Genomic DNA, 21,055 nt, shown 5'->3' on the forward strand with positions numbered 1-21,055 from the left:
ACGCGTAAACAATCGGGCCCAGTACAAGCCCCACCAGAGACGCCTGAACAAAGCCGTCGCGCATGGTCTCAACGGTGGCTGTGCCATGCATGCCCATCACCGACATCAACACCGCTACGATAATAATCAGCATGCCGGCCTGGGCCCCGGTTTGCAGAATCATGCGAAAGCCTGCGAAGTAGGTCAGCCACATGGCGCTTACATACACCAGCGGCATGGGGCGCAGCACTTCGACAAACCAGGTCATGATATACACAAGCACAATCATCACGATCGGCCCGGCAATGGCTTTGCCCGGGTTGAAGGCTTTGCGCTGCGCGGCGATCAGGCCGACCGGCAGGGCGGCGATAATAGGCGGCAACGCAGGGTTAATCAGAGGAATGGCGGCGTAGGCCAGCATACCTGTGACGCCAAGGCGAATCGCGTAGAGCGGGTCGTCTACGGTATTGGGGCGAGGGGTTACGTACATGACAAACCCCTCAATACAGGTAGCTGAACCAGGATTTCACCCGCTGTAATCCTCGCGCAAGCAACGCGATCGGGTTGCCTGTTCCGCTGGCAAACACCACAGCGTTTACCTTGCCGCCAACGCGCACCTGTCGCGGCCAGTCGTCTTGTGTGCCGTTCAGTTCGATTCTTACGGGAATGCGTCGGGCCGGCTCGAACCAGCGGTTGGATGCCTCGTTAACCACCAGCCCGCCCTGCACGTTCCGCCCCGGGTTAATGCCCCAGGCAATGCTTTGCACATGGCCATCGAAAAGGGTGCCGGGCACTGCGTCGAACAACAGGTGAGCCGGGTCGCCGGGTTCAATACCCTGGAGTTGGTTTTCGCGCAGGTCGACCGTTACCCAAGCGGCATCTGCGTCAATGAAGGTCAGGGCCGGATTGCCCGCGTTTATAAATTGGCCCTCGGCCAACGTCATGTTGGTGACCACGCCAAAGTGGGGCGCCCGAACCGTTGTGGAAGCAAGATCGTACTGCGCACTTTCCAGCTTCGCCTGCGCCGCCAGAATGGAAGGATTGTCGGCGCCCCTGGGGCCGAGTTGTGCCCGGGCGCTTTCCAGATTGGCTTCTGCTGAACGGAGTTGCGCCTGGGCATCGGCAACTTTGGCCCGGGCGGTGTCGCCCTGTGCCACGGGAATAATGCCGCGCTTTTCCAACCTCAATGTACGATCAGCCTCTGTGCGGGCCGTACCAAGGCTGGTTCTTGCCTGGGTAACAACAGCCTGGGCGGATACAAGCGATGCGGCCGATGCGTCTATACCCTGAACCGTGTTGGCGAGGTTGGCTTCGGCTTGGCGAACCGCGAGTTCAAACGGCCGGGCGTCGAGCGCAAAAAGCGGATCGCCTGCCTGAACGACGGCATCGTCTGCGACCATGACTTCCGTAATGTCCCCCGACACCCTTGGCGCTATCTGTACCACATGAGCAGACACGAACCCCCGTGACGATGAGGGCGCCAGTCGATCGCTCAATGCGTACATAAAGGCCAGGATAAGAAGAAGCAGAACCACCCCGATCGCGATGGACTTTGCAGGGTTTCGAGCCGGTGTTTGTTCGTCAGACTCACTCATTTAAAAATCTCCTGGGGATGCTGGGGATGCTGGGGGATAAGTAAGCCGGTTGGTGTTGTTCATCGGCGATTATGGTAGCACTTGCCCAAAAGCGTATCGAGACGCCTTTTTTGAACGAATCCTTACTGTTTTGAAATAGCTGTGCATGGCACTGTGCGCTACACTTTTCGCTATACAACCGACTCACGTTCAGTAAGAGAGTACTTCATGACGGGACGGTTCAACCAAGACCAGCCATTGACGGACCCTGACAGTTTTCTCCCGAAGCTGGTTTCGTCTGTTTCGGATGTGCTCTGTACCTATTGGTTAAGCGCCGATGGTGAGTCTCATCGCTACCTGTTTATCAACGAGCAGGTAAAGGGCATTTTAGGCATTGATACGGACGTGCTTCGTGAAAGCGCGGATGCCATGTTTTTGGCACTGCATCCAGAGGATGTAGTCGATGTGAATACAAGCGTTGAGGCGTCTGCACTGGCGCTCACGCCCTGGCGTCATCAGGCCAGATTGCGCGTGGCTGCCGGGCATTACGAATGGTTCGAAGCCCATGGAATACCGGAACGTCAGGCCGACGGAAGCACCGTTTGGTACAGCCAGTTTCACAACATCCAGCAGTATAAAAATCTCGAGTACTCGCTCAGGGAAAGCGAGACGGAATCGGCTTTTCAGGCTGATTTTCAGAAACTGATTGCCAGGTTGTCGACCGAGTTTATTAACCGTAAGTTCAATACCATTAGTGCGTTCACTTCAGAGCTGCTGAACACCATCGGCGATTTTTTTAAGGTAGACAGGGCTTACTTGTACGAGTTTTCGCCCGACTACCGCATTATGGATAACACCCACGAATGGTGTTCAGACGGCGTGCCATCCCTCATTGACAGCCAACATGACGTGCGGGTCGACGAGTTTGAGTGGTGGCAAAGCCAGATCGACGAGATGGTCAGCGACAATCGGGTTGTGTTTGTGGAGGACATTGGGCAGTTACCGGCAGGCCCCGAGCGCATCTTGCTGGAACAACAGGGTGTTTGCTCCATGTTCTGCGTGCCGGTTCGGGTAAGAGGCCTGGTGGCCGGTTTTTTTGGCGTGGATTCACTCCGTAAACGTATCTGGCGTAAGGATCAGGCCGATCTTCTTGCGATTGTATCCGGCCTGCTCTCGGGCGCGCTTGAACGGCATCGGCTTGAGAGCGAACTGCTCAATCAGTCGATTCGAGACCCACTAACCGGCCTGCACAACCGCCGATATCTGATGCCGAGACTCGACGAAATGCTGAGCCGTTCCAGTCGCTACAATGAGCAGTGTACGTTGGCGATGTTTGATCTGGACCGGTTCAAACACATCAACGATTCCATTGGGCACCTGGGCGGCGACTTCTTTCTGCGCACGTTTGCCAACATTCTGGTTGAGCAAACCCGGGAGGCCGACGTCGTGGCCCGGTTTGGAGGCGAAGAGTTTATTGTTGCGTTCGGTGATGTGAGTCGTGAGGGTGTGCGAAACATCGTAAGCCGCATAATTCGTTCGGTGCGTGATTGCGATTTCGGTTTTGAGGGCCACACATTGCCGCTTACGGTCAGCGCGGGCATTGCATCGATTGAGGACTTGAACGACATTCCGGCTTCGCCAGATCCGCTTATCCGGCTGGCAGACAGCCGGCTCTACCGCGCAAAACAATCAGGGCGTGACTGCCTTGTTGATGCCTCAGGCATATCCCGCGTATAAAACGGATTTGCCCCTGTCACGTGGGTGTCAGCTCGAAAAATAGCAAACCAGGCGCTGGCTGACAACGTCGCCCGTTAGCTGCAGCGGGTTGGTGTGAACATCAAACAATTGCACAGCCTGTTCCGGCGTAGCCTGTGGGATAGGGGCGTCTTTGCCGGTGAGCCGTTCAGGTTGATAGTCGCAGTGTCGGCCATTGGGGAAAAGGGCCACATACGCGATGCCGGTTTCCACAAGATCCTGGAAAAAATGCGAGCCGTAGGAAAGATCCGGAACCATATCACCCTCCATTTCGGCCACCTCAACCAGCACGGCCACCCCTGCAATATCCGCAAACCGAACCGGCACGCCCAGTTCAGGGCTGCTGGTTCCCCAGCGCCCCGGGCCAATAAGCATGGTTTTATCCTTGCTGTTGCGTACCTGTTCGCCCACAAATCGAGCCACTTCATAGCGCTGGCTGACGCTCAGCCGGCTGTATACCGCCGCATTCACTTTGATCACCCGCTGAATGCAAAGGTTGATATTGCCGCCCATAAAGTTCCCGGATGTGCGGAACAGCAATTGCTGCCCGGGTATTTCTGCGGGAATGTCGGCCGCTACGGTTTCGCCGATTGTCGCCAAAGGTCGGCACTGCACCAGATTGAACGTCGGCTCGCCGTTGTTGTTCAGATGCAGGGTGAACTCGACGTCTACCGGGTGCTGATAACCGGATTCCAGCGTTTGCAGCAGATTTGACAGCCTGCTGACAAATTGGCTGTTACTTACCAGAGGTTTGAACGTCAGGCGCCATACCTTTCCGGGCAAACCCAGCTCTTCTGCACGGCGGCTGGCGGTGCGATCTATTTCGGCAAGATGGCTCAGGGGCAAATCGGCCACTTCCTCTGTGAGCAGGCTTAAAGGGCGAGTGCTCAGATCGCCTTCCCGCAGATCCAGCACGTCCAGAAGATGCTGTGAAAACCGATAGTTTTCATCCTGATTGCGAAAAGGCTGACGGCCGGGGTAGTCCAGCGCCATAACGCAGGCGTGATCACCTTCAATCCGGTCAACCGCACGAGTGCCCAGCCCCATAACCAGGCGAACCATGCCGGCGGCCGGGTTCATATCCGTGTCCCAGGCAAAGGTATTGCGTGAAACACCAACGCCCGCCGCATCGGGCAGGTAGTAGCGACCATGGAAGCGGCCGTTCACTCGCTGGATCAGCAGTGCCATGGGCTCTTCTTTTTGATCCAGCCCGCGTTGCTGTCGATAAACCAGCGCGTCCTCACTCATGGTAGAGGCGTAAACCTGCCGAATCGCATCCTCAAGCTCCGCAAGCCGAAGCTCGGGGGCGCCCTGGTTTACCAGAAACACGCTGTCGTATTTGCCGGCGAACGCATTGCCAAACCCGTCTTCCTGAAGGCTGCTTGAGCGCACCAGAATCGGATACTGGCCATAGTGGTCCAGGAGTCGCTCCAGTTCTGCCAGGATTTCCGGAGGAAACGTTCCCGCCAGAATGTTCTGCCGAAGCTGCGCGGCTTCGCTGAGATAACCGTCGGCAGAGCGTTGGCGCATAATGGCTGGCCACAGACCGTTGTGAACGAGGAAGGCGTAATAGGCATCGGAACCCAGATAGCTGGAATCGTGGGGTTCCAGGTTTTGTTGCCAGACATCAGGCTGGTTGGCCAGCAGAATGCTGCGCGCTATCAGCATGCCTGTTGCTTTGCCACCAATGTAACCGCTGCCGATCATTCTGGTGCGTATTGCGAGCAGGCTTTCCAGGCTGAGGTAGCGTTTTGCCAGAGCCAACATGCGTGGGTCCCGGCTGATCAGAACGCTCAGCACACGATCCAGAATGTCTGCTGATTGATCTCCGTCACCGGCTTCAAGGGCGTCGGCAACCTGAAGAAACAGGCGATCCCAGTAGTCCAGAAGCGGCTGCCGGTTGAGTTGGGCCACTTCCAGCCCGGCCTGAAGCCGGGTTGCGTCACTGCTGTCAGTAACCGGAACAAAGCGCCCGTTGCATTCCCGGTGTGGCAGAAACATGGTCGGCGACTGCCGGCACAAGGCCTTGATGGGCTGGATCTGAACGTCATCCCCCAGGCGGTGAACATCCACCATCACCTGCGTGGTTTGCCGGATGCGATCCAGAGTGGTGCGGGAATGCCGGTCGGGATAGAGCGCAAACCAGGCGACCGTGTCCAGTTCAAAGAGGAAGGGGCAGACCACCCGGAAGAAGTTGCCCACCATGACATCTGTGGCCCAGGCGTTGAGCAGGTCGCTCAGGCAATCACACACGTAGAATGCACCGCGGCCATGCTCTTCAATCAGACGCCAGACCCTGCCGGTGAAGGCTTCAAACCCACCCAGAGCGTCGACGTTTTCAATGTGAATGTTGGTTTTTGCGGACACCAGCGGAGGATGCTGGCCAAATCGGAGGTAAATAATACGGCGCCCGGCAGACGCCGCAGACTCAATAAACGGCGTCACAAACCGGCGGTAATCGTTCAGGTCGGTGACTCGCCAGACCACGTTATCGCCAATTCTCAAACCGTCGAGAACATCGTCAAGCCCCGGGAGGCCGGTAGAAACCCGGGTGATATCCTGAGCGCTTCTGCCGTTCCCGGTCATGAGTCTGGTGCCTCGTAATCAGATAACGCCCATGGAAGCCATGGCGCGCGCTACCTTGATGAAGCCGGTAACGTTGGCGCCCAACACATAGTTACCTTCCGAACCAAACTCCGCTGCTGTTTCATAGCAGCTCTTATGGATCTCGATCATGATGTCTTCAAGGCGCTTCTGGGTGTAGTCGAAGGTCCATGAATCACGGCTGGCATTCTGCTGCATTTCCAGCGCAGAGGTTGCCACGCCGCCGGCGTTGGCGGCCTTGCCCGGACCGTACATCAGCTTGGCGTCCTGGAAAATAGCAATGCCTTCTGGCGTTGTAGGCATGTTGGCGCCTTCAGCTACTGCGATGCAGCCATTTTCAACCAGGGTTTTGGCATCGTTCGCGTCCAGCTCATTCTGGGTCGCGCAGGGCAACGCGATGTCGCAGGGGATGGACCAGATACTGCCGCCTTTGACGTACTTTGCGTCCTTGTGGAACTCGGTGTACGCGCTGAGACGACGACGCTCAACTTCTTTGATGCGTTTGAGCACGGCCACATCCAGGCCTTTTTCGTCGACGATAATGCCGCCGGAGTCGGAGCAGGCAATAACCTTGGCACCCAGTTCGTGGGCTTTGGCAATGGCATAAATGGCGACGTTACCGGAGCCGGAGACCACAATTTTTTTGCCTTCCATGGAGTCACCGCGGGCTTTCAGCATCTCATGGGTAAAGAACACCACGCCGTAGCCGGTAGCTTCAGTGCGGGCGCGGCTGCCGCCCCAGTCGAGGCCCTTGCCGGTTAATACGCCGGATTCGTATCGGTTGGTGATGCGCTTGTACTGGCCAAACAAATAGCCAATCTCGCGGCCGCCCACGCCAATGTCACCGGCGGGAACGTCGGTATATTCGCCAATGTGGCGATACAGTTCGGTCATCAGGCTTTGGCAAAAACGCATCACTTCGTCGTCTGAGCGGCCTTTGGGGTCAAAGTCGCTGCCGCCCTTGCCGCCACCGATGGGTAGGCCTGTGAGGGCGTTCTTGAAAATCTGCTCGAATCCCAGGAATTTGATGATGCCCAGATACACAGACGGGTGAAAACGCATGCCGCCCTTGTAAGGCCCCAATGCGCTGTTGAATTCCACCCGGAAAGCGCGGTTAATGTGGATCTCGCCTTTATCATCCTGCCAGGGCACCCGGAAAATAATCTGGCGTTCAGGCTCACAAATGCGCTGGATGATTTTCTTTTCGGCAAATTCCGGGTATTTCACCAGCACGGGCCCCAGGGTTTCCAGAACTTCATGTACGGCTTGGTGGTACTCGATTTCACCCGGGTTGCGGTGCAGAACATCTTCGTAAATCAGTTCCAGTTTTTCATCAAGTCGGGCGGTCATGGCGTGTTCCTTGTTTCGGTTCTTGCTTATTGCAGGAAAGTGAAAAGAGTGCTTAAAAAAAATGGGGCGGTGATTTGACCACATTGGTGGACTTTTGGCAAGAGAGCCCCTTTTCCGAGGGTTCAATCGACCTTCCCGCCAAAAGCCATCGTGCGTGTTTTACGATCGTTGCACTCAATCCATTGGCATGATCTTCTGCGAACAAACGTATAGTGCTTTTGAGAGCGAAGCGAATAGCGATTGTTAACCGCTCAATCCGTGTGCGCGGGTGAGCCTTTTCTTCTGGTTGGCCAAAAAATGTTCAAACGACTTATACCCGTAGTAATTCTGGTAGTGGGTGTACTGGGGTTCGTGTATCTGAAAATGACCCGCCCGGAGCCGGCGCAAGTGAGCGCCACCGAGCGCAGTTGGCGGGTGCAGGTTCAGGCCGTCACGCCAGGGGCATACACGCCGGTACTGCCTCTTTACGGCGAGGTGGTAGCGCCTGAACAGATGTTGGTCGTCGCGACCCTGGCCGGCCGTATTGATGAGCGACCAGCGGCCGAGGGGCAGCGGGTCAGTAAAGGTGACCTGTTGATTGCCCTGGATGCTCAGGATATAAAGCCGGTGCTGGCCCAGTCGAAAGCCCAGGTGGACGATCTTGACGCGCAGATCCGCTCTGAACAGGTGCGCTACCGCAACGATCAGGCAGCGTTCAAAAGCGAGCAGGCGATTGTGGCCAATGCCCGCCGGCAGTTGGAGCGCTCCCGCTCGCTGGTGGATCGCAACCTTGCGTCCCGCGAGAACCTTGAAAGCGTAACCGACGCTGCGGCCCGAGCCGAACTTACCGCCAGTATTCGCCAGCGAGCCATTGACGAACATCCGGCGCGGCTGCAAAGCCTGGAGGCCAGGTTGGCCCAGGCCCAGGCAACTCTGACAACAACCCGGCGAGATGCGGAACGATCCCGTGTGGTTGCCCCGTTTGAGGGTGTTGTAACGGACATTCAGGTTGCCGTGGGTGATCAGGTATCACGAAATCAGACGCTGCTTTCGGTTTATGCCGTGAAAGGACTGGAGCTTCGGGCCAAGGTGCCCGACAAGTATCGCGCCGAGCTACTTCGGGCATTGGCTGAGGGCAACGATCTTTATGCATACAGCGATACGCGCGAGGTTCAATTCAAGTTCGAGCGCTTTGCGGGCACAAGCGACCCCGCTGGAACGGAGGCGATTCTCGGGCTGTCAGGAGCTTCGGCCGGCTTGCGCCCGGGCGCCCTGTTGCCGGTCAGCCTTGAACGGCCAGAGCGCCGCGACACAGTCGCCATTCCGTTCAGTGCCTTGTATGGCGCAGACAGCGTGTATCTGATCTCTGACGATAGCCGCATGCGGCGAATTTCCGTGGAGCGGGTAGGCGAAGTGCGCTCCGCTAATGGCGAACGTCGTCTTTTGATTGCCGGTGATGCGCTCGTGCCGGGTTCCCGTTTGATTGTCACCCATCTGCCCAACGCGCTGACCGGTCTGAAAGTGGATGTTGCCGTCGAAGGCGAAGCGATAGGTAAGGAAAGAGTTAAGGAAAAAGTTAAGGAAAAAGGCATGGGGAGCTTCGCTGAATGAGGCGCAGAAAAGGCATTATCGGTTTTTTTGTACATCACAAGGTGGCTGGTAACCTTGTGATGCTGATGATGCTACTGGCCGGCGCGTTGGCGCTGACCCGCATGAACGTTCAGTTCTTCCCCACGTTTGTCCTGGATGTGGTCAGCGTGCAAGTGGTCTGGAGCGGGGCGTCGGCCGAAGACGTTGAACAGGGCATCACCAATCCGTTGGAGCAGCGCTTGCGCAGCGTTGACGGTATCAAGAAGATGACGTCTACCTCGGCTCAGAGCATCGCTGCAATCACCCTCGAATTTCAGGAAGGCACCAATCCGATCACCGCACTGGATGATGTGCGCCAACAAGTGGATGAGTTTAATAATTTTCCGGCAGACGCCGAGAAGCCCCGGGTCGCGCGGCTGGAACGTTACGACCCGGTTGCCAGATTGTTGGTGTACGGGGATGTTGAACCCAGTGAACTGCGAGCCCTGGCTTACCGCTATGAAGACGAACTTCTGCAGCAAGGCATCGACCGCGTATCGTTCAGGGGGTTGCCAGAACAGCAAATCAGTATAGAGGTGCCGGTAGAGCGCCTGGAAACACTGGGGCTGTCGGTCGGGCAGATTGCTGATCGGGTTGCGTCGGTTTCACGGGATTTACCCGCCGGCATAATGGCCCAGCAGGACGCGGCCCGCGAGCTGCGATCTTTGGAACAACGCCGCAGCCCGCAGGCGTTCGAGACGGTACCCCTGCTAAGCAATGAGCGACTTCAGCTACGCCTGGGGGACATCGCGACGATTCGCAAGGAAAATCGGGACAATCAGGTAGCGCTCACCCATAAGGGGCTTCCGGCGATTGAGTTGCAACTCCAGCGAGCGGAAAACGGCAACTCACTGGCCGCGGCAAAAGTGCTCGAAAAATGGCTGGTTGATACCCGGGCCACGCTGCCTCCGACCGTGCATCTCGAAGTTTACGATGAGACCTGGCAACTGCTGAACGACCGCATTTCCCTTCTCACCAGCAACGGCCTCAGCGGCCTGCTGTTGGTTGTGTGCCTGCTGTATCTGTTTCTGCCGGGGCGAGTAGCATTCTGGGTGGCCGTGGGAATTCCCACGGCGTTTCTTGCGGCTCTTGGTGTGCTGTGGCTGATTGGCGGTTCCATCAACATGATTTCCCTGTTCGCGCTGATCATGGCGCTGGGGGTAATCGTGGACGATGCCATTGTGGTGGGCGAAGATGCAGACGCTCATGCACGACTGGGCGAAGCCTCGATATACGCCTCGGAAGGCGCGGCAAAGCGCATGGTATGGCCGGTGCTGGCGTCGTCTTTGACCACCGTCGCCGCCTTTATGCCACTGTTGGTTGTGGGTGGCATTATCGGCAATATCCTGGGCGATATACCGGTGGTCATGATCTGCGTGCTCGTCGCCTCATTGCTGGAGTGCTTTATTGTTCTGCCAGCGCATTTGCGGCACGCCTTCAGTCCCAGGCGCACCGGGAAAGGTGATTCAGAACCGGCGTTACCCAGCCGCAATCCGATTGTGCGGTTCCGTAACGGTTTTGAACGCCGGTTTGAGCGCTTTCGCGAAGGCCCGTTTCGCCGTTTCTCCCAGCGCAGCCTGAAGCATCGCGGTATCACCATGGCCAGTGTTCTGGCGTTAGCCATCGTGACTCTGGGACTGCTCGCCGGTGGTCGGCTCGGATTTAACTTCTTCCCGACGCCTGAGCCCTCCGTGCTCTACGCCAATGCAAGCTTTGTTGCGGGCACCGACAGCAACACCGTTGACCTCTTTATGGCCGAGATGCAACAGGCGCTCAATGAGTCAGAATCGGCGCTGGGCGGCAACCTCATTCTGCACGCCGTTACCACCCAGGGCGCCACCCAGGGCGGAGGCGGCAGTTCCCGGACGGGCGACGAACTGGGTTCGATAATGATTGAGTTGGTGCCGTCGGATCAGCGCCCGGTGCGCAACCCCGAATTCATCAACGAGTGGCGCGACCGCCTGGCCCTTCCGGCCGGGTTGGATAACCTGACCATTTCAGAGCGCCAGTCCGGGCCTCCGGGCAGTGATGTGAACGTGCGCCTGACCGGCGACGACTCACAAAATCTGAAGCTTGCCGCACAGGAACTGGCGCAAGCCTTATCGACCCTGCCCGGCGTACTGGATGTGGAAGATGACATGCCCTGGGGTCGGGAACAATTGATCTATCAGACCAGTGCCTATGGTGAAGCGCTGGGCCTCACCACAACGGATCTGGGCGGCCAACTGCGGGCGGCGTTTGATGGCCGGTTGGCCCAGATCTATCAGGACGGGCGCGACGAAATGGAAGTGCGGGTGCAACTGCCCCGGAATCAGCGCGAGCGCCTGTCTACGCTTTCGCGTGTGACCGTGCGCGTGCCCGACGGACGTTTCGTGCCCCTGGGGCAGGTGATGAATCTGGATCATCGCCAGGGTTTTGAGGCTTTGCGCCACGCTGACGGCAAACTGGCCGTAGAAGTGACCTCCGGGTTGAACACCCGGGTAAGCACCACGGCCCAGATTCTTGAGAGCCTGCAGGTTGATGCCTTGCCGGACATCGCCAGTCGCTTCAACGTTCGGTACAGTTTTGAGGGCCGATCGGCGGATCAGCGGGACACCATCGCGGACATGAAAACCGGCCTTTTGGTTGGGGTGGCGCTGATGTACGTGATCCTGGTCTGGGTATTTTCTTCCTGGACTCTGCCGTTGATCGTGATGGCGATTATTCCGTTCGCACTGGTGGGTGCGTTGCTGGGGCACTGGTTGATGGGGCTACAGCTCACGATTTTGTCGTTGTTCGGGCTGTTTGGCTTGGCCGGAATTGTGGTAAACAACGCGATTATTCTGGTGTCTTTCTATAACCAGCAGCGGGAGAAAGGGCTGGGTATTGATGAAGCGTTGAACGAAGCGGCCGTTCAGCGGGTACGTGCGGTACTGCTGACCTCGTTGACTACCATTGGCGGGCTGCTGCCCTTGCTGTTTGAGACCTCACTGCAAGCGCAATTCCTGATTCCGATGGCAACGTCTATCGCGTTTGGTCTGGGCCTGTCTACGGTGTTGGTGCTGTTGATTATTCCTGCGTTACTCTCCTGGTTGGAGCAGTTCCGGGAATGGCGGGCAAGGCGCCACAGTGAGGAGCTGACATGACGGAATCTTTGCTGGTGGTGAGGGGCCTGAGCAAGCGCTTTGCCAGTGCTGATGAAATCGTTCCGGTTGTTGAAAAACTGTCGTTTACCCTCGGCCAGGGCCAGTCTTTGGCACTGACTGGCCGCTCCGGTTCTGGCAAGAGCACTCTGCTGAATCTGTTGTGCGGCCTGGAACTGCCAGATGCCGGCACCATTACCCTGCGCGATCAGGTTTTCGAGGCGAGTGGTGCAGGGGCACCGCGAAAGGCTACGGCCTGGTCTGCGCTGCGCCGAAAGCATATCGGGGTGGTGTTTCAGGAGGCGAACCTCATGCCCGCGCTGTCGTTACTGGACAACGTGCGGCTGCGGGCCCAGCTTGCCGGGCGTGACCCCGCGCACAGTGAAGATTGGCTAACCCGCCTCGACATAGGCGAGCTCGCCCGGCGATATCCGGATCAGGTATCCGGTGGGCAGCGTCAGCGCGCCGCTCTGGCCATGGTGTTTGCCATGGAACCGGCGCTGATACTGGCAGATGAACCTACCGGAAGCCTCGACCGTCATACCTCTGATGAGGTAACGCGGGTGTTGTTCGACCTTCAGGCTCGCTATGGCTGCAGCCTGATTCTGGCTACCCACGACGCTGAGTTGGCTGCCGCCTGCGAGCAGCATCTGGATCTTGGCCACCAGAGAACCCCATGAGAAGTGCCCGTTCTTTCTCGCGATCTTTCGTCTTACCCGGGGCTCTGCTCAGCCACTACCGCCGTCATCCGCTGCAACTGATTGCTCTGGCGATCATGATCCTCCTGGCGACCATGCTGTGGACAGGCGTTAACCATCTGACCAGCCAGGCCAGAGCGAGCCTCAATCAAAGTGAACAAGCTGTCGCGGAACGCCAGCAGGTAGTGCGAGCCGATGGCAGGGCTCTGGCGATTGAAGATTTTGTATCCCTCAGGCTCGCCGGCGTGTGTGCCATGCCCTGGCTGGAGGTGGCACCTGAAACCGGCAATCGCCTTGTCGGTATTGATCCGCTGGCCGGCCAGTGTTTCGGTGCCAAAGCCGGTGTGTCTCAAACGCCGGATCAGCCCTTGAACGGCAAACCGTTTGTGGACATTCATACCGCAGCCGGCATCAGCGCCCGCGAAAGTCGTTTGTTTCTGCTGGCCTCTGATGCCACGCAAGCGGCCGATTTGCCACCTGGTTACCACCTGAAAACCTTCTCAACCAGCCCGGACACCGGCGAACTCGGGGACAGCTTCCTGCTCAACCTCGAAGCTTTAGGTGTGTTGGTGCTGCTGATTGCCGCTCTGTTGTTGCGCAGCGTTTACCTGTTGGGGCTGGCACAGCGCCGGGACAGCTTTGCACTGCTTAAGCGTTTCGGGGTGTCATCGGGGCAGGTTCAGCGTTGGCTGGTGCTGGAGATTCTGGTGTTGGCGCTGGTGTGTGTGGTGCCCGGTGTCTGGCTGGGCCGTTGGTTGGCCGCGGGGCTGGGAAGCGGTTTCGGGAACGCACTGAACGGGCTGTTCGATATTCCCCTGTACGCAGGGCAAGGGCAAGGTTGGTTAACGCCGGTGCTGGTGATGTTGGCGGTGGTGGTGGTCGCCTGTTTGGGCGATCTGCTGGTGCTGAGGTTGCGTGGGCATCTTAACGTGCCCATGCCCGCGCGAGCAGGGTTAGCGGCCGTTTTGTTTTCAGCCGGATTGGTGATGGCCTGGCTTGCGCCCTCGCTGCCCTGGGTTTTTGTGGCCGTTGCTCTGGTGTTTGCCAGTGCGGGTTGGCTCACGCCGGCCGCCGTCGCCCAACTGGCCCACTGGCGTGCAAGCCGCTCGGCAGCCCCGCTCACCCGTTGGCGCTACCGGGAGCTTACCGTACTGGTTCGCCGGTTGACGTTGCCGCTGGTTGCCCTGCAGTTTGCTCTGGCGATGGTGCTGGCGGTTCAGGCTCTGGTCACCACCTTTGAAAGCACCTTCGATCGCTGGTTGGCGCAGCGCCTGGAAGCCGCTTATTACGTAGAAGTGCCGGCGGGCGCTGACAGTCGGGAGGCCGCCGAATGGCTCACTGGCCAACAGGCGAGCGTGCCGGGTTTGCAGTGGCACCGGGCGATTCGGGGCCAGGCACGGCTGCCAGGTGCAAAGCATGCCGGTGACCGGCAAGTGGATGTGTTTGCGCTCACGCCCGTCAGCCCACTGATACGCGGGTGGACGCTGCTGGAAGCCGTAGATCGCCCCTGGGAAGCCCTGGCAGCCGGTGACGGTGTGATGATCAACGAGCAACTTGCCCGCAGGGAGAATCTTGGGGTGGGTGATCGCGTGCAGTTAGTGCTCGGTGATCAGCCGGGGGCTATGCCAGTGTTGGGCGTGTACCCGGATTACGGCCGCCCGGTAGGTGAGGTCCTGTTGAACGGTGCAACCTTGCCCGACAGCTTCAATGCCAGCTCCGAAAGCCTATCCATCACGCCCGGCAAGCCCGGGATGCAGAGCATAACCGATGCGCTTCAACACCTCTGGGGCGTGCAAGCGTTATCCCTGAGAGACAACGGCACCGTGCGCGAACTGGCAACCGGTGTGTTTGATCAAACCTTCGCACTGACCCGCGCCATGACGCTGCTTACCCTGATTCTGGCGGCGTCGGCGCTGTTGATGATGGGTTGGGTATTTTTTTCCACCCGTGCCTGGTACTTCCGATTGCTGGTGGTTTGGGGTTTGCCGCACCGTGAGGTCGCAGGCCAATTGCTGAGATTGGCGCTAACGCTGACGGGCGGTATCGCGGTATTGGCGTTGCCTCTGGGCATCTGGCTGACCTGGGTGCTGGTGCATCGGATTAATCCGCTGGCGTTTGGCTGGTCGCTGCCCATGGTTGTGTACCCGGCATTCTGGTTGGAAATCGCCGTTCTCAGCCTGGCCATTGGCTTGAGCATTGCCTTACTCATGCGCCGGCAACTTCGCAAGCCCGGTGTTGCGCCTGTTTCTGCTGGCGCTCCGTCCGAGGGGGAGAGATGACGCGATACAGAGTTTGTCGGTTCAGTCTCATCGTCGGTCTACTGTTCGGTTTGTTCTCGCCGGCCGGCTGTTCCAACGATGCCGGGGATGAAGGCTTTGCCGGCCTCGCGGGGCTTGAGAAACGCAATGATTCAAATAGCAACGCCGATACGCCGTATTTGCAGCCGGCGCCGGGAGACCGGCTGAGCTTTCCCGTCGATTACGGGCCACACCCGCAGCACCGTATTGAGTGGTGGTACCTCACTGCGAACCTTGAAACGGCGGCGGGCGAGCCGTTAGGGCTGCAATGGACCCAATTCCGGCAGGCACTGCAGCCCAGAGCCGCAGCAGCGCCCGCGCCGGCTGCCACCGACTGGCCGTTGCAAGCCGCCTGGATGGCCCACGGGGCGGTGAGCTGGAAGGGCCAGCATTACTTTGAGGAAAAGCTTGCCCGTGGAGATATGGGCACTGCGGGTGCCACCGCAGTGCCGTTCAACGTGTGGCTGGATGACTGGCGGCTGACTGGCAATGCCGATAATGATCGTTGGCAATTGCACGCGGCTGGCGAAGATTGGAGCTACGACCTGACCCTCAGTATTGAGGGTGATCCAGTAGCCCACGGAGACCAGGGCTTCAGCGCCAAATCTGCCAGCGGTGAAGGCTCCATGTACTTCAGCCTGGTGAACATTGCCATTACCGGCGAGGTGACGCTGAATGGCGAGGCGCTGGCGGTCAGTGGCAAAGGCTGGTTTGACCGGGAATGGAGCAGCCAGTTACTGAAAACCGGGCAAAAAGGCTGGGACTGGTTTGCCCTGCACCTCGATAGTGGCGACAAACTGATGGCGTTCCGATTGCGGGACGACAGCGGAACTTTCCAATCTGGAACCTGGATCCCTGCGCAGGGCGATCCTGTTCCACTGGGCCCGGAAGATCTGAGCCTGCAGGCGCTGGACCGGCGTGAGGGTGTGCCTGTGCGCTGGCAGCTTCGTGTTCCCGCTTATCAGATTGATCTGGAGCTGAGTGCGCCACCCGGTGACTATCTCAATCGGGGGCTTTACCCCTATTGGGAAAGCCCGGTCAGCGTGACGGGAAGCCATCAGGGACAGGGCTATATGGAGCTGACCGGGGATGCCGATTAACCGCCCCTATGTGCGTTTTCGCACCGAACAAGTGTCAACGGCGAGAGTATGTTGGAACTGGACAGTTTAGTCCGACAGCCACACACGATTCGCAGGAGAATCCTATGAAAAAACTACATTCACTTGCCTTTTATGCCTTGATCACGCCGGCCATAGCGATGAGTTCCAGCGCGGTATTTGCCCAGCAATCCACTGATCAGAAAATGACCAAGGAAAAGCGGAGCATGCAGGGTGAACAAGACACCATGAAATCCAACACCAAAACCATGCAAGGTGAGAATAAAACTGCGCAAAGCGAGAAAAAAATGGGCGGCCAGTCTGCCATGCAGAACAAAGCGTTCATGGACGCTGCACCCGCTAATGGGATGCACGCGAGCAACCTGATCGGTGCTGATATTAAAACCAGTGGTGATGACGACGTGGGCTCGGTGAGTGACCTGGTCATTGATCAAGACGGTCAGGTCGTTGCTGTTGTCGTGGGTGTCGGCGGATTTCTGGGCATGGGCGAGAAAAACGTCGCCATTGCCTGGGATAACGTAAAAAAATCAAACACGTCTGATAAGCAGGAACTGCGGATTGACGCTACCCGTGAGGAACTGCAGTCTGCGCCGGCGTTCGAAACCAAGATGTAAATTCCAGCACGCTCCACTCGTGGTGAAATGAATAGACGGCAGGGGCGAAAGCCTCTGCCGTTTTTGTTACACGCCAGGCAACTCATTGTGGTTCCTTCCCGATAAACATTTCCTTACCAATCTACAACCGACGCCTCCCATGGTTGTCAGTAATCTGACCTGGTGACTCGAGTCCTGGTATCGCGGTGGCGCACCTACTCGTTGTTTTGCATCGGAGTTTCGAAAGGCGCTTGCCGAATAGACTCCACTGTTCTCAGTCAGCTATGTTCGGAGACTGCAGTGTTAACAGCCAAAAATGTGCGTCTTTTCATGTGCGTGTCAGTAATGGCAGCGCTTTTACCCTTGTCACTCCCACTGTCTGCCGATAACGGCGAAAGCGGGTATCGGCTGCTTGAGCTGGACGGCTACAAAGTAAAGTGGGGTGAGCACACGCTCGGGGTGGGAGCGAGCATCAGCTACGCGTTCGCTGACGAGACACTGCGGTTTGATGACGCGCGCAACTGTCGTGACTTGGCACCGATGAGCATACTCTCCGGGCAGACCCTCCCCTTCGAGACGCTGGTGCGCGAGACCGCAGAAGCGTTCCGGGTATGGGAGCGCGCGGCCGATCTTTCATTTCATCAGGTTGCCGATGCCCGTGACGCAGATATTATTATCGGTGCACAAGGGACGCCGCGGATGCGGGCATTCGCCAATGTATCTTACGCGCCCGACGAGAGAGGCGGTGTGCGCGCCATCGAACAGGCGTTGGTGTGTCTGAACCCTGATCACAAATGGAAGGTCGGGTTCAACGGCGACGAAGACGTCTACGACATCCGCTATACGCTGATTCATGAGATCGGCCACGCTCTGGGCCTGGACCATCCCGGGCCGTCCGGGCAGGTGATGGGATTTCGCTACACCGAGGTCTTCGCCGAGCTGCAACCAGGCGATCTACGAGGCATTCGGCAACTCTACGGGCGGCGTGCCAATAACAACGAACTGGTCAATGCCTCAGCAGTTGTAATTCAACCTCACCGAGCAGGCCCAGACGCTATTTTCACCGAGCACCCTTATTTCAGAAAGGAGGTTGCCATACCGAATGGGTAAGACTCCTCTACCTCAGTCGCATTAACACCAGCGTTCATGATCCAGACAACCACCGTCCCTTGTTGGACTGGACCGCGCGATGACCATTTTGGGCGGTCCGAAAGGGGGTTCGAGTTACCAGCCGACAAACGGGATGCCGTGTTCCTGAATAAACTTGGCGTTGTCACGATTATAGCGTTCGGTAATCTCGCGATAGTGCTCAGGGTGGGTTTCAATCTTTCTTGCCTCATACCGCCCTACCTCAATCGCATTCTCTGCACGATTCATGATCCAGACGACCACTGTTCCACCCGGTGCCAGTCCTAGGACGAGGTTATAGCGCGGGCGTTCGACTACTTCGCCATAACGCTTAAACGAAGCAACCTCCTTCATTCTTTCTTCAATATCGTCCGGATTCTCCAGCTTAATAACTGCTTCATAGGATTGCTGTTCAGCAAACGAAAACCAACGGATAACAAACAACTCTGGTGTCGTTTGCCAGTCAGCTCGCGAGAGCGGCGGACTTTTCCAGCAACAAGACACAATCCCAAAAGGACGACGCCACCCAATATCCTTTGACAAGGATTCGATGAAAAATTTGTCAACCCAAACATCATAGTGCCTAGGAGCCACAGCGCCGATACTCCGATACGTGCCATTGGGTCCATGGGTTGGCCCTTTTGACTCTGTTTGCTCCGAGCACCCCAAGAGTGCGAAAACACAAAAACTGAGCACCCATTGATTAATACTCATAATATTCTCCATCCACCCGTCGTCCTTTGTTGGGATAAACCGCGCGATGACCATCTTGAGCGGGTCTGAAGGGGTATAGTGGGCCGAGCTGCAAGTAATGATCGGAGTGGTGAATGTACCTTTGCTTAAGTAGGGCCTTGGATTCCGGCCTCAACCCGGACTTTGGGGCGATCCTCTTCGGCGGGTGAGTTGTCTAATGATTCTTCGGGTACCCCGTTGTCAATTAGCGCGCCTTTCTGAGCCGCTCTTTGCACAAATTTCTGTGGATCCTTGTCGAGCAGTTCTTTTGCTGTGGGCGTTAACTGGCCTTTGCCATCCAGTGCGCCGGCCATCGCAAAATCAACAATCGGAGCGGTGTTTGTAGCAACGCCGAGAATAACGCGAGAGTTTCCGCTGACAATGGATCCACCGTGGGAGGTCGGGCTCCCAAGGTACGCCACAGGCATGCCATCGGCCAAGGCCAGCGGGTAGCCTTGAGTAATAATGGCACCACAACCGGTAGCGTCCCCAACGCGCGCGATGGGCGTGCCTTCAACGAGGATGTTAGAGCCGTTTGGCAAGATAGGGGAGGAGCCGTGCCCTTTGATCGGACAAACATGCATGTCGCCCACGCAGGCGGCAATCAGATTACTCATGATGAGAGTTCCTTTCTGGTGATGAGTAGCATCCTGGCTGCTCATTAACAAATCCGGTCAAAAAATTACCACACTGGCACAGCCGGTACCATACAACAGAGAGCCTTTTACCAGGTAATGCCGTCCGAATCCGGGCTGACAGGGCGAATATCGATAACGGCCTCGCGCTCTCCGGCGTCTTTCTCAATCAGTTCCCGAAGCCGCAAACCTTGCGGTTGTTCCTGGTTTTCTTGAGAGCCTGGCCGCGTATCAGACAGATCGATGATGATTTCCACACGCCGGTTTTTTGCGCGATTCTCGGCCGAAATATTGTCCACTCTGGGCTCTGTATCTGCCAGCCCCTTCACCGCCAGACGCCTGGGCTCAACATCGCCGGTGGCCAACAAAACGTTTGCAACAGCGGCCGAGCGGGCCGCAGAGAGATCCCAGTTGCTGTAGAAGCGCGACGTGCGAATGGGAATGTCGTCGGTATGCCCTTCCACCGTGAGCTTGCCAGGCATGTCGGCCAGCACCTTCGCCATCTCCAGAAGCAGGCCTTCGAATTCATAGGTCAGTTCTGCCGAGCCGGATGGAAACGAGCCTTTTTCCTCGACGCGTATGACGATGTGGTAAGCATTCCTGTCTTTTTCTACCGTAATTCGGCCATCGGAAATGGCCTCCTTGAGGGTGTCCCGGATGCGGGCGGTGTTGGCTTCTAGGGCTTGGTCGGCCGCCGCTTCTTCCGACTGTTCCGTAGGGCTTTTCAGAGTTTGCAGCTCTGGTTGCTGATCGGTTGTGGTCTGACGGACTTCATTAACGAGCGTTGGCTCGGGAGGCGCCGGAGAGAACTTGTCGAAGATCGGGCTGGTGCCCTGGGGAATCTCCAGTGCCGGAACTTCGCGCTGAACCCCGAAGGCTTGTGAGAGTTCACCGGCAATCTGCTTGAATTTCATCGCGTCGATTTCAGAAAATGACAGCAAAAGCACAAAAAAGCACATCAGCAGAGACATCAGGTCGGCGAAGGTGACAACCCACGCGGGAATGCCCGGCTTTTCCTCTTCTGGGAGCTCGTCCATAGGGCTTATCCGCTGGCGGTCTCTGGCTCCGGCGTTTTGTCGCGCTGGCCTGGTGGCAGGTAGCTGGAGAGCATTTGTTCGATAATGCGTGGATTTGTGCCCTGCTGAATGGCCACTAATGCGTCGGTGTACAGCATTTGCAGGCGGGCCTCTTCGGTCATCCGCAGGGACAACTTATCGGCGATGGGGGTGGCTATCATGGTCGCAATCATCGCGCCGTAAAGCGTGGTCAGCAACGCAACGGCCATGGCCGGGCCGATGGATTTGGGATCTTCCATATTGGAGAGCATTTGTACAAGACCAATCAGGGTGCCGATCATACCCATCGCCGGCGCTACGTCTGCCATGGCGGTGAACACTTTGGCGCCGGACCGGTTGTGGTCAAGCGTCATCAGGCGTTCTTTGTCCAGCAGCTGCTTGATTGTGTCGCCGGTCTGGCCGTCAACCAGCATCTGAATGCCCTTGCCGAGAAACGGCGAGGCGACTTCCCGGCCCTCGAGCCCCAATGGCCCCTCTTTGCGGGCGACGTTGGCCACGTCTACCAGCTCTTCAATGCTGGTTTGTGTCTCCGGGAGTTTGAACTTGAACGCCCGGAGAGCTGCCTTGAAAGCGCCTAGAAACTGTGGAATGCTGAATTTGGCCAGCACCACCAGCATGGTGCCACCTACGACGATCAGAAGGGATGCAGAGTTCAGGAAAACATCGGGTGAGACGCCGAGAATAACGGCGGATGCGATGAGTACCAGCGCGCCAACAAGGCCGATAAGGGTGGCAAAATCCACGTGCGCTCCTGCAAATGTCGCGATAAAACCAGGGTGGTGAGAT

General features: G+C 57.6%; 16 protein-coding genes. 8 read left to right on the plus strand and 8 right to left on the minus strand.

Annotated features, from left to right (window positions below; genetic code table 11):
- Together ENI00_RS01900 and ENI00_RS01905 are read right to left on the minus strand one after the other, a co-directional pair.
- Positions 1 to 469 (minus strand): hypothetical protein (locus tag ENI00_RS01900; protein ID WP_304098003.1); only part of this gene is annotated, 469 nt, incomplete at its 3' end.
- Between the two features lie 10 nt (positions 470 to 479).
- The gene (locus ENI00_RS01905) at positions 480 to 1,574 is read right to left on the minus strand and encodes an HlyD family secretion protein (protein WP_304098031.1); all 1,095 of its coding nucleotides are present in this window, start codon (positions 1,572 to 1,574) and stop codon (positions 480 to 482) included.
- A 207-nt stretch (positions 1,575 to 1,781) separates the two neighbouring features.
- Here ENI00_RS01905 and ENI00_RS01910 point away from each other — a divergent pair, with 207 nt between their 5' ends.
- A complete protein-coding gene (locus ENI00_RS01910; protein ID WP_304098034.1) occupies positions 1,782 to 3,290 on the plus strand; it encodes a sensor domain-containing diguanylate cyclase in 1,509 nt (502 codons plus the stop codon).
- A gap of 27 nt (positions 3,291 to 3,317) precedes the next feature.
- Here ENI00_RS01910 and ENI00_RS01915 read toward each other — a convergent pair whose 3' ends face one another.
- Both ENI00_RS01915 and gdhA read right to left on the minus strand, forming a co-directional pair.
- A complete protein-coding gene (locus ENI00_RS01915; RefSeq protein WP_304098037.1) occupies positions 3,318 to 5,894 on the minus strand; it encodes a PEP/pyruvate-binding domain-containing protein in 2,577 nt (858 codons plus the stop codon).
- 18 nt (positions 5,895 to 5,912) lie between these two features.
- On the minus strand, positions 5,913 to 7,262 hold the full coding sequence (gene gdhA, locus ENI00_RS01920; RefSeq protein WP_304098041.1) for an NADP-specific glutamate dehydrogenase: 1,350 nt from the start codon (positions 7,260 to 7,262) through the stop codon (positions 5,913 to 5,915).
- A 297-nt stretch (positions 7,263 to 7,559) separates the two neighbouring features.
- Between gdhA and ENI00_RS01925 the strand changes: the two genes are divergently transcribed.
- The 7 genes from ENI00_RS01925 to ENI00_RS01955 all read left to right on the plus strand — a co-directional run bounded on the left by ENI00_RS01925 (position 7,560) and on the right by ENI00_RS01955 (position 17,808).
- Positions 7,560 to 8,852 carry an efflux RND transporter periplasmic adaptor subunit gene (locus ENI00_RS01925; protein WP_304098043.1) on the plus strand — a complete coding sequence of 431 codons (1,293 nt, stop codon included), beginning with the start codon at positions 7,560 to 7,562 and terminating at the stop codon, positions 8,850 to 8,852.
- Positions 8,849 to 11,995 carry an efflux RND transporter permease subunit gene (locus ENI00_RS01930; protein ID WP_304098046.1) on the plus strand — a complete coding sequence of 1,049 codons (3,147 nt, stop codon included), beginning with the start codon at positions 8,849 to 8,851 and terminating at the stop codon, positions 11,993 to 11,995. The genes ENI00_RS01925 and ENI00_RS01930 overlap by 4 nt, the downstream gene beginning before the upstream one ends.
- A complete protein-coding gene (locus ENI00_RS01935) occupies positions 11,992 to 12,672 on the plus strand; it encodes an ABC transporter ATP-binding protein (RefSeq protein ID WP_304098049.1) in 681 nt (226 codons plus the stop codon). The genes ENI00_RS01930 and ENI00_RS01935 overlap by 4 nt, the downstream gene beginning before the upstream one ends.
- A complete protein-coding gene (locus ENI00_RS01940; protein ID WP_304098052.1) occupies positions 12,669 to 14,969 on the plus strand; it encodes an FtsX-like permease family protein in 2,301 nt (766 codons plus the stop codon). Before ENI00_RS01935 ends, ENI00_RS01940 begins: the two co-directional genes overlap by 4 nt.
- On the plus strand, positions 14,966 to 16,087 hold the full coding sequence (locus ENI00_RS01945; RefSeq protein ID WP_304098056.1) for a lipocalin-like domain-containing protein: 1,122 nt from the start codon (positions 14,966 to 14,968) through the stop codon (positions 16,085 to 16,087). The genes ENI00_RS01940 and ENI00_RS01945 overlap by 4 nt, the downstream gene beginning before the upstream one ends.
- 104 nt (positions 16,088 to 16,191) lie before the next feature.
- The gene (locus ENI00_RS01950; RefSeq protein WP_304098059.1) at positions 16,192 to 16,719 is read left to right on the plus strand and encodes a PRC-barrel domain-containing protein; all 528 of its coding nucleotides are present in this window, start codon (positions 16,192 to 16,194) and stop codon (positions 16,717 to 16,719) included.
- A 279-nt stretch (positions 16,720 to 16,998) separates the two neighbouring features.
- Entirely contained in the window at positions 16,999 to 17,808 is an 810-nt protein-coding gene (locus ENI00_RS01955) for a matrixin family metalloprotease (protein ID WP_304098062.1), read from the plus strand.
- A gap of 114 nt (positions 17,809 to 17,922) precedes the next feature.
- Here the strand turns inward: ENI00_RS01955 and ENI00_RS01960 are convergent, their stop codons facing one another.
- From ENI00_RS01960 to ENI00_RS01975, 4 genes are all read right to left on the minus strand, one after another.
- Entirely contained in the window at positions 17,923 to 18,540 is a 618-nt protein-coding gene (locus tag ENI00_RS01960; RefSeq protein ID WP_304098065.1) for a DUF2931 family protein, read from the minus strand.
- Between the two features lie 125 nt (positions 18,541 to 18,665).
- The gene (locus tag ENI00_RS01965; protein ID WP_304098068.1) at positions 18,666 to 19,175 is read right to left on the minus strand and encodes a PAAR domain-containing protein; all 510 of its coding nucleotides are present in this window, start codon (positions 19,173 to 19,175) and stop codon (positions 18,666 to 18,668) included.
- Positions 19,176 to 19,282: 107 nt separating this feature from the next.
- Positions 19,283 to 20,230, minus strand: a complete 948-nt coding sequence (locus tag ENI00_RS01970; protein WP_304098070.1) for a flagellar motor protein MotB — start codon at positions 20,228 to 20,230, stop codon at positions 19,283 to 19,285.
- Between the two features lie 5 nt (positions 20,231 to 20,235).
- Positions 20,236 to 21,012, minus strand: coding sequence for a MotA/TolQ/ExbB proton channel family protein (locus tag ENI00_RS01975; protein WP_304098073.1), 777 nt, complete (start codon positions 21,010 to 21,012; stop codon positions 20,236 to 20,238).
- Positions 21,013 to 21,055 lie beyond the last annotated feature (43 nt).

The organism is Marinobacter antarcticus (assembly GCF_011049865.1).
Lineage (GTDB): Bacteria > Pseudomonadota > Gammaproteobacteria > Pseudomonadales > Oleiphilaceae > Marinobacter > Marinobacter antarcticus_A.